Source organism: Microbulbifer sp. (genome assembly GCF_051659245.1).
Taxonomy (GTDB): Bacteria; Pseudomonadota; Gammaproteobacteria; order Pseudomonadales; family Cellvibrionaceae; genus Microbulbifer.
Map to the genome: position 1 here is coordinate 1 of NZ_JBOFOC010000033.1, position 9,305 is coordinate 9,305.

General features: G+C 61.6%; 10 protein-coding genes. 7 read left to right on the top strand and 3 right to left on the bottom strand.

The window, feature by feature from the left end; translation table 11 throughout:
- The first annotated feature begins 120 nt into the window (after window positions 1-120).
- On the top strand, window positions 121-597 hold the full coding sequence (greA, locus tag ACRC0P_RS03555; RefSeq protein ID WP_438628413.1) for a transcription elongation factor GreA: 477 nt from the start codon (window positions 121-123) through the stop codon (window positions 595-597).
- A gap of 48 nt (window positions 598-645) precedes the next feature.
- Here the strand turns inward: greA and ACRC0P_RS03560 are convergent, their stop codons facing one another.
- Together ACRC0P_RS03560 and ACRC0P_RS03565 are read right to left on the bottom strand one after the other, a co-directional pair.
- A complete protein-coding gene (locus ACRC0P_RS03560; RefSeq protein ID WP_438628414.1) occupies window positions 646-1,236 on the bottom strand; it encodes a polysaccharide lyase family protein in 591 nt (196 codons plus the stop codon).
- Window positions 1,233-1,952: a rhamnogalacturonan lyase B N-terminal domain-containing protein gene (locus ACRC0P_RS03565; protein ID WP_438628415.1), complete on the bottom strand. Its 720-nt coding sequence runs from the start codon at window positions 1,950-1,952 to the stop codon at window positions 1,233-1,235. Before ACRC0P_RS03565 ends, ACRC0P_RS03560 begins: the two co-directional genes overlap by 4 nt.
- Window positions 1,953-2,199: 247 nt before the next feature.
- Between ACRC0P_RS03565 and ACRC0P_RS03570 the strand changes: the two genes are divergently transcribed.
- The 4 genes from ACRC0P_RS03570 to ACRC0P_RS03585 all read left to right on the top strand — a co-directional run bounded on the left by ACRC0P_RS03570 (window position 2,200) and on the right by ACRC0P_RS03585 (window position 6,158).
- Entirely contained in the window at window positions 2,200-2,850 is a 651-nt protein-coding gene (locus ACRC0P_RS03570) for a TetR/AcrR family transcriptional regulator (protein ID WP_438628416.1), read from the top strand.
- The gene (locus tag ACRC0P_RS03575; RefSeq protein ID WP_438628417.1) at window positions 2,847-3,845 is read left to right on the top strand and encodes an HlyD family secretion protein; all 999 of its coding nucleotides are present in this window, start codon (window positions 2,847-2,849) and stop codon (window positions 3,843-3,845) included. Before ACRC0P_RS03570 ends, ACRC0P_RS03575 begins: the two co-directional genes overlap by 4 nt.
- Window positions 3,842-4,792 (top strand): ATP-binding cassette domain-containing protein, encoded by a 951-nt coding sequence (locus tag ACRC0P_RS03580; RefSeq protein WP_438628418.1) that lies wholly within the window; start codon window positions 3,842-3,844, stop codon window positions 4,790-4,792. The genes ACRC0P_RS03575 and ACRC0P_RS03580 overlap by 4 nt, the downstream gene beginning before the upstream one ends.
- Window positions 4,793-5,051: 259 nt before the next feature.
- Window positions 5,052-6,158 carry an ABC transporter permease gene (locus ACRC0P_RS03585; RefSeq protein ID WP_438628419.1) on the top strand — a complete coding sequence of 369 codons (1,107 nt, stop codon included), beginning with the start codon at window positions 5,052-5,054 and terminating at the stop codon, window positions 6,156-6,158.
- On the opposite strand, the gene ACRC0P_RS03590 is transcribed toward ACRC0P_RS03585, so the two are convergent.
- Window positions 6,155-6,925 (bottom strand): MHYT domain-containing protein, encoded by a 771-nt coding sequence (locus ACRC0P_RS03590; protein ID WP_438628420.1) that lies wholly within the window; start codon window positions 6,923-6,925, stop codon window positions 6,155-6,157. The genes ACRC0P_RS03585 and ACRC0P_RS03590 overlap by 4 nt on opposite strands.
- 183 nt (window positions 6,926-7,108) lie before the next feature.
- Here ACRC0P_RS03590 and ACRC0P_RS03595 point away from each other — a divergent pair, with 183 nt between their 5' ends.
- On the top strand, window positions 7,109-8,515 hold the full coding sequence (locus tag ACRC0P_RS03595) for a hypothetical protein (protein WP_438628421.1): 1,407 nt from the start codon (window positions 7,109-7,111) through the stop codon (window positions 8,513-8,515).
- Complete coding sequence (locus ACRC0P_RS03600) at window positions 8,512-9,150, top strand: VWA domain-containing protein (RefSeq protein WP_438628422.1); 639 nt, start codon at window positions 8,512-8,514, stop codon at window positions 9,148-9,150. Before ACRC0P_RS03595 ends, ACRC0P_RS03600 begins: the two co-directional genes overlap by 4 nt.
- The last annotated feature ends 155 nt before the right edge of the window (window positions 9,151-9,305 follow it).

Sequence of the window (9,305 nt, forward strand, 5' to 3'; positions counted from 1 at the left end):
CGGGGCGGATGGCCGCCCCGCCGCTCCTACAGGAGGCAAAATCAAATTTTCGAAATACCGGCCAGGCTTTGCCCATAGGCGAAGCCTGGTTTTCTAATGAATAAATCCGGAGGTTCCGTTTTGAACCGGGTACCAATGACCGTAGAGGGCGCCGAGTCACTGCGCGCCGAACTGGAAAAGCTTAAAAGAGTCGAGCGCCCGGCCGTAGTGCAGGCCATCGCCGAGGCCCGCGAACACGGCGACCTGAAAGAAAACGCCGAGTACCACGCCGCCCGCGAAAAGCAGGGCTTTATCGAGGGCCGCATCCGCGAGATCGAGGGCAAGCTGTCCCTCGCCCAGGTGATCGATGTCAAATCCATCGAGCCCAGCGGCAAGGTGATCTTCGGCACCACCGTGAGCATTATCCATATGGATACCGACGAGGAGGTCACCTACCAGATCGTCGGCGACGACGAGGCGGATGTGAAAAACCACAAGATTTCCGTCAACTCCCCCATCGCCCGCGCCCTGATCGGCAAGGAGGAGGGCGATGTAGTGGAAGTGCACACCCCCTCCGGCGCGGTCGAGTACGAGATCGACCAGGTCCAGCACATTTGATCCCTGTTCCACAAGCGGGCCTCAGGCCCGCTGCGAGACCTCCTGTAATTATTCGAGCAGATCGATACTGTCGACACTGTAACCCGCCGACAAAAATCCGGAAGCACCCGAGCCACTGATCACAGAGATCACCAACCGGTTCCACTCTCCGGGATTCTGCTTCCAGGCAGTGGCGGGGATCTCAAAGGGATAGGTGACGTTGTTGCAGCGATAGCTGCCGGTGGTCAGGTTGCGGGTCGAGGGTTGGCTCGAGGGAGGGTGGTTGCCCGATATCCAGTCGTTGACCGTAATCTTGGGCCGCCCGCCGGCAAAGGCGCAGGTCAGCCCGATACGCAGGGTGTGAGCGGATTCGATCTGATCGCTGTTCAATTTGAAGTAGACGATATGATCGTTGTTGACTTCCTTCCACATAGTCGCGGGAAATTCCGAATCACTGGATGACCCGATAATATGGTTGGCCGGGTCCCAGGTATCGATCCGCACATCGGAAGGGTGCATCTTCGTCAGCTTGTCGCCGTTGAGAAACTCCTGTGGCGAGCCGTCCCAGTCGCCGATGCGCCAGATCGCAGGATCGCGGCTGGGATCATCCGCAATGGAAATGCTGTGAAGAATCGTTGTTTCACTTGCGGCGACTGTCACCTCCGTGTGTAGACCTCCAATTCGTTTTTATAGACGGTCATCTTATAGGTGCCCGGGCGCATGCCGTTGCGGCTGTAGTAGCCATCTCTATTTGGATCGGCATCGGTCCAGTACTGCGCGGTGTCGCTGGCGAAGCTCACTGTGTAGTCGTAATTGGGGTCCATGCCGTTGATCCCGACGCCCGCCACCCGGCCGCGTTCAGGCGGCGCGGCGTATCCCCGCAACCCCATATCGGCAAACCAGGAAGTATCGGGCCGCCCGCTGGGGGCTTCTCCCCCGGTCACCATGAAGGTGTAGCTGTTCAGGATGCCGGTCCTGAAGTCCTCGGTCTGGGCCTGGCCGTAATTGACGATATAGGTCAGTTCCTGGTCGGTATCCGTGGCCTGGTTGAGCAGGCTGCGGTAAAAGGGGCCGCCGGAGCCGCCCTCCTGGTCGTCCCGGACCACCCACATACCGACGTTGTCGCCGGTGGCGCCGATATGGGTCCAGTCTTTCAGGCGCTGGTTGGAATAGTGCTTGGAGCGGGTTTCGCCGTTGGCCAGGGCAAAGATATCCGATGACTCGACGGTCGAAACCGTGCCGCGGAGGTCGGAAGCCTCGGGGCCATCGGGCAGCAGCGCGGAACTCAGGCGCAGGATGTAGCGCACATGGTTGTGAACATTCGGCTCCGAGGTGAAGTGGGTCCCCATGTAAATATGCGGATGTGCTTGCCTCATTGAACTGCCAAGGGTTTCGGCGCCATTGGCGACGGTTCCCTTCGGCCTGCTCGCCCCTCATTTAATGTGAGAACATTTTCATTTTCTCTCGACCCTTTAGCATTTTTTTTCAAGATTGTTCGCATAATTGAAATTAATCGCGATTAAGTCCCGCCAAACGAAAGTTTTTCTCATGACCGTTGTAATTCTTGAATTTAATTAAATCATTAATTAAATTTTAATTACTTATCTGTTGGAGGTGGGATTCATGGCGTCCAGAAGCGCGGCCAATAAGCGGCCTCCCGGCCGCCCGGGCCGCGACTCCGCCGAGCTGCGCCCGGCGCTGATCGATGCGGCGCTGGCCTGTTATGCCCGCGAAGGGGTGGGGGCTACCTCGCTCAAGGCCATCGCCAGTGAGGCCGGCGTTACCCCCGCGCTATTGCACTACTATTTTGGCAACCGGGAGCAGTTGCGGCAGGCGGTTATCGAGGACCGGATAATGCCGCTGATGTACCGGGTTCAGGAGAAACTGGTTTCTGCCAGCGGTGATGTGGCGGCGTTGATCAATGCTTTTATCTCCGCCATGGACGAGGTGGTGGCGGAGAATCCCTGGTGGCCGCCGCTCTGGGTGAGGGAGGTATTGTGCGAGGGAGGAGCCCTGCGGGGATTGATGATCGACCGCCTGAAGGAAGTGGCCCGCCTTTTCACTGCCCGGTTTGCCGCCGCCCAGGGGGAGGGGGAACTGAATGCCGACCTGGACCCCCGCCTGCTGCTGGTCTCCCTGATCGGGCTGACCCTGTTTCCCGTCGCCGGTGCGCCCATCTGGCGGCAGTTGCAGGACGCGGACGATATCACCGGTGAGGATATGCAGCGGCATACCCTGGCACTGCTGCAGCGGGGGTTGGAGTTGAAGCCATGAAGGGCGTCGGGTCTTCCGTCCTGTTCGCAACACTGCTGCTGTGCGCCTGCCAGCCCGAGCCGAAGCAGGCCCTGGGTACTCTGGAGTGGGACCGCATCGCGCTGCCGGCACCGGCGGCGGAGAAGATCGTGAGCATCGAGGTGCGCGAGGGGCAGCGGGTCAGTGCCGGGCAGCTCCTGCTGCAACTGGACGACAGCCGCACCCGCGCGCAGCTGAACGCCGCCCGCGCCGAGGTACAGCGGCGCGAGGCGGAGCTCAAGGAGTTGCGGGTGGGCCCGCGGATCGAGGAGATCGAGCGCGCCCGGGCGAGTCTGGCCGCCGCCCGCGCCGAGGAAAAAGAAGCGCGGGACCATTACCGCCGCCTGTATGAACTGGGCCGCCAGGACTATGTCTCCCAGCAGGATATCGACAGCGCCAAGGCTGCCGCCGACGCCGCTACCGCACAGGTGGAATCCGCCGAGGCGGCGCTGCTGGAACTGGAGCGGGGCACGCGCAGCGAACAGATCGCGCAGGGTGAGGCCGCCCTGGGGCAGGCCCGGGCGGAAGCGGAGGCGCAGGCGGTGCTGCTGGAGAAGCTCGATGTGCAGGCCCCCAGGGACGGCCTGGTGGACGACCTGCCCTTCAAGCTGGGGGACGAGGCGCCAGTGGGCGGTTTGCTGGCGATTATGCTGGTGGGGGACGCGCCCTACGCCCGGGTATATATCCCCGAACCGCTGCGCGCGGAGGTGCAGGCGGGGGACAGCGCGGAGGTCTTTTTACAGGGGCGGGAAAAAGCTTTTCGTGGGCGGGTGCGGATGATCCGCAATGAGCCGGTCTTCACTCCCTACTATGCCCTTACTGGCGACGATGTGGCGCGGCTCAGCTACCTGGCGGAAATCCAGCTGGGAGAGGATGCCGCCGAACTGCCCGCCGGACTGCCGCTGCGAGCGGAGTTTCCCCACACCGCCTCCTCCGGGGCGGGGAACACTGCAGAGTTTCCGGACGTCGCACAATGAGCGAATCCGAACCGGCGATCCGTGCCCGCGGCCTGACAAAAAAGTTCGGCGACCTGGTGGCGGTGAACGATATGGATCTCACCGTCGCCCGCCGGCAGGTATACGGTTTTCTCGGCCCCAACGGTTCCGGCAAGTCCACCAGCATCCGCATGCTGTGCGGCCTGCTGACCCCCACCGCCGGGGATATCCAAGTGCTGGGCTTGAAGATTCCCGACGAGGCCGATGCGTTGCGCAAGCGCATCGGCTACATGACCCAGCACTTCTCCCTGTTTACCGATCTCACGGTGCGTGAAAACCTGGAGTTTCTCGCCGCGATCCAGAACCTGTCGCGCCGCGACACCGCGGCCCGGGTGGACGAGTTGCTGGAGGAATACCATTTCAGCGACCGCGCCGACCAACTGGCGGGAACCATGAGTGGGGGACAGAAGCAGCGCCTGGCACTGGCGGGCGCGGTGATCCACAAGCCGGAACTGCTGTTTCTCGACGAGCCCACCAGCGCCGTGGACCCGGAGTCCCGGCGGGATTTCTGGGAGAAGCTGTTCGAACTGGCGGACGCCGGCACCACCCTGCTGGTTTCCAGCCACTATATGGACGAGGCGGAGCGCTGCCACCGCCTGGCGATTTTGAATCGGGGGGTATTGGTGGCGGACGACTCCCCGGCGGATCTGACCGGCTCCTTGCGGGGGCGTACGCTGGAGGTGCGCACAGACCACCCGCGCCGGGCGAAGGAGATATTGCTCGGCGTGCCGGGGGTTATCAGCGCGGCGCAAATCGGCAACAGCCTGCGGGTTCTCCTGGAGAAGGTGGACGACAATACGGCGCGGATCAATGAAGTCTTTGAACGAGAGGGATTGAGCGCCGAGGCGGAACCCACGGAGCCCAGTCTCGAGGATGTGTTCGTCGCGGTTACCTACAGGGAAACTAGTGTCCTGTCTGGTATTAAATAGTGATATCAGCGGGTCGCTAAGCGGCCAGGTGCTAGGCGCACTTGCGCCGGCGTAGTCATCTACGTCAAGCAAGTGCAACGCCGCAGATGGCTGCTTAGCGGCCCGCCCGAAGGGAGCCCCCCAGATTGCCCACAGCTGCGTTGCAGCTCTTGAAAATGGAATGACCATTCCCTGCGAGCTGCGCCTAACTGTGAACAATCTGGGGGGCTCTGATATCACTATTTAATACCAGACAGGACACCAGGGAGGAGGAACAATCGTGAATTCGCGGCGACTGCTGGCAGTGGTGGTCAAGGAGGTGCGCCAATTGCGCCGGGACCGCATCACCCTGGCAATGATTATCGGCATCCCGATCATGCAACTGATCCTGTTCGGCTATGCCATCAACCTCAACCTGCGCCACCTGCCCGCAGCAATCGCCGATGAGGCGGGCACCAGCGGTTCGCGCCAAGTGGTGATGGACATGCTCGCCACCGGGATAATCGAGCCGGTAGCGGATGCGACCAGCGCGCAGCAACTGATGGCCATGCTGCGCCGGGGCGAGATCAGCGTGGGGGTGGTGATACCCCGGGATTTCGAGCGCCGCCTGGAGGAGGGCAGCGAGGCGGTGCAGGTACTGGTGGACGGCAGCGATACCGTGGTGCAGAGCGCCGCCGCGCAGCTGGCGCAGATGCCGCTGGTCCATGTGCCCGGCGTGCCGCGGAATTCTTCCGTGCCGCTTCCCGAAACGCCGATCAGAGTGGTGAGTTTCTACAACCCCCAGCGCGTCTCCGCGATCAATATCGTCCCCGGACTGATCGGTATTATCCTCACCATGACCATGGTGATGTTCACCGCGGTGGCCATAGTGCGCGAACGGGAACGCGGCAACATGGAACTGCTGATCGCCACCCCGGTGAGCAGCGCCGAACTGATGATCGGCAAAGTGCTGCCCTACGGCCTGATCGGCCTGGTGCAGACCAGCCTGATCCTGCTGCTGGGCATGCTGCTCTTCGACGTGCCCATCCGCGGCAGTGTGCTGGATGTCTACTGGGCCGGCATACTGCTGATCCTCGCCAACCTGAGCATGGGCCTGCTGATTTCCACCCGTGCCCAGTCCCAGTTCCAGGCTATGCAGATGACCTTCTTCGTCTTCCTGCCCTCGATACTGCTCTCCGGCTTTATGTTCCCCTTCGACGGCATGCCCCATATCGCCCAGTGGATCGCCGAGGTGTTGCCGCTCACCCACTTCCTGCGCCTGATCCGCGGTGTGATGTTGCGCGGCGCCGGGCTGCTGGAACTGTGGCCGGACGTGCTGGCGCTGGTGGTCTTTATCGCACTGATGATGACCCTGGCCATCGCCCGTTTCCGCAAGCGATTGGATTAAACGGGTGCCGCCTTGCCCTTGGCCAGGGTGTTCTTCAGTACCCAGACCAGAAGTACCGCGCTGATCGAAAAGGTCGCTATGCCCAGGTAATCGCCGCTGATGGCTCCGAGCCCCGTGCCACTGGGCATCACGCCGGTGTGGCGGAAACTGGCGGCGGTCATACCCGTGTAGTGCATCCCGCAGACCGCGACCCCCATTACCAGGGCGCTGGCCAGCTTCTGCAGGTGGCCCCGGGTGCGAAACGCCAGCCACAGTGCAGCGATCGAGGCCACCGCGGCGATAATCACCGAAGCCAGCAGGATATTGAGGTCGTATTCGATTTCCGCCGGCATCAGCATCGCCGCCATGCCGCAGTAGTGCATGCTGGCCACGCCGCAACCCATGATGCAGCCGGCGGGCATCAGGTTGTCGATGCGGAAGGTTCCCAGGGTGGCAATGGTCATCCCCAGGCAGCAGGCACCGACGCTGATCAGGGCGGACAGCAGGGTGATCAGGATGTCGTAGGAAGTGGGCATGTCCATCTCGAAGGCGAGCATGGCGATAAAGTGCATTGCCCAGATGGCGCCGCAGCCCATGGCAACGCCGGCCCAGGCGATGGCCCGGTATTTTTCCCGGCGGTTCTTCGCGCTGGGGATGGCGAGGGCCAGTTGCAGGGACGTATAGGAACCCAGGACTGAGACCATATAGGACAGGACGACCAGGGTGGGATCGTGATCGGCAAACATAACGGTTTCTTCCTGGTTGTTTCCATGTTGAGGCATCAACATGAAGGAGTTCCGGTTTTTTTGATAATTATGTCGCGAATTTACACCATTTGGTCTTGCAATTGAAATAATCTTCCCCGGCTTTTCCCCGGGGACTGATGAATACCAGCGGAAGGGGGCATGTGCCGCCCGCTGACTGCTGTTAGGATGGGTGCCGATAACATCAGATCTCAAGGGGACAATACCGTGACCGGATTACTGGATAGCCCGCCGCTCTGGCTGTGGTTTGTGCTGGCGCTGGTGGCGTTGTTTGTCGCGCGCAAGCCGGTGCACCAGGGCATCCTGGCCCTGGCGCGCTTCTTTCACCAGTCCCTGCGCCTGGGGGCCAATGCGGTGGCTGGCGCGGAAAGCCGCCTGCAGCAACGCAACCGGGAGGTATTGCTGGCGGCGGGGCGCGAGGCGGCGGAGCGGCATATCGAGCGCGAGTTCGACCGCATCGAGAGCGTCATGAAAAAGGAGCTGGCACAGTATCCGGCCCTGCACCGCAAACTCTGCGAACAGCTTACCGCCATCGACGAGGACTACGTGCGCAGCGCCGAAGTACCGCCGGAGCCCACCAACTGGGCCAAGGCGATCAAGGCGGTGGCGGATATTCCCGCCAAGCAGGACCCGGTGGTGGGGGATGTGCTGGAGACCATCAACCACTCCATGCGCAAGGCGGAGTCCAAGGCGCTGGAAGCCTACCGGGAGTCCGCCAGGGTGCGACATCAGCTGCTCCGGCGCATGATGCCCCACTGGCGATCCATCCTCTCCATCCTGGGGCGGGTCAACAAGAGCGTCGATTCGGTGAACCGCCGCGCAAAGGTGCTCGACGGCCATATGGAACACTACGAGGAAATCCTTCGCGACAGCGACCGCGCCCAGCGCATGCTCTCCTCCTCCTCCCTCAGCCAATTCTTTATTTCCGCCTTTGTGCTGGCCATCGCCGTGGGCGGTGCCCTGATCAATTTCCACCTGATCGCCCGACCGATGACCGAAATGGTCGGCGGAACCAGCTATATCGGCAATTTTAAGGTGGCGGATATTTCCGCGCTGGTGATTATTCTGGTGGAGATCACCATGGGCCTGTTCGCCATGGAGTGCCTGCGCATCACCCGGCTGTTTCCGGTGATCGGCGCGCTCAGCGACAAGTTGCGCATGCGCATGATGTGGGCTGCCTTCGTGTTGCTGTTCTTCCTCGCCACCGTGGAGGCGGGGCTGGCGTTTATGCGCGAGATACTGATGCAGGAGGACCTGGCGGTGAGCGCCCAGCTCCGGGGCGAAGAAGTGGCTGCCGCCAGCACTGGCGTTTACTGGATCACCACCGCGGCGCAGATGGGTATGGGCTTTATCCTGCCTTTTGCGCTCACCTTCGTGGCGATTCCCCTGGAAAACTTTATCGCCTCCGCGCGCACGGTGATCGGCGTACTGGTCGGCTTTGCACTGCGCCTGCTGTCGGTTGTATTGCGCCTCGCCGGCACCGCCTGCCTGCGGGCCGGCGGTATGCTGGTGCGCCTCTACGATATCCTGATTTTCTTCCCCCTGTGGCTGGAGAGCAAATACCTCAGCTGGCGGGAGCCCCCCCAATCGGCAACTGCGGAGAAAGTACAATGAAAAGACTGACAGGCATCCTCTGCTGCCTGCTGCTCGCCGCCTGCGGCGAGCCTGTGGCGCGCAACCAGGGCGTGTACATGCTGATCGATACTTCCGGCACCTACACCCGGGAGCTGGACAAGGCCCGGCAGGTGATCAATTTCACCCTGGCGAGAATGAATCCCGGCGACACCTTTGCCGTGGCCAGTATCAACACCGGCAGCTTCAGCGAGAAAAACATCAAGGCCAAGGTCACCTTTGACGACCGCCCCAGTGTCACCAACAAACAGAAGCGGGCCTTCCAGCAGGCTGTCGACCGGTTTGTGGCGGAAACCGAGCCCGCCGCCTACACCGATATCACCGGCGGCCTGTTGCAGGCGGTGGAATACCTCAATGAGAAGGAGCCCGGACGCAAGACCATCCTGATCTTTTCCGACCTCAAGGAGGAGATCAAGGAGGGTTACAACCGGGATATTCCCCTGCAATTGAACGGCTTCGACTTGGTGGCCCTGAATGTCACCAAGCTGGGCAGCGACAACGTCGACCCCACCGAATACCTGGGGCGTCTGGAGCAGTGGCAGAGCAAGGTGGAGCAGAGCGGCGGCAGCTGGCGGGTGGTCAACGACCTGGAGCGGCTGGAAAAAATCCTGCCCTGACAGAATGCGAATATCCCCCCTGTAGGAGATGTAATAAAGCGGCGAGCCAAGATCTAGCTCAGTAGGAGGTCAGTCCCCTAAACTGGTTGAGTTTTGAAACACAAGGTCGCTAAGCGCCTTAAACCAGAAGGGGACTGACATGAATAACTGTGGCA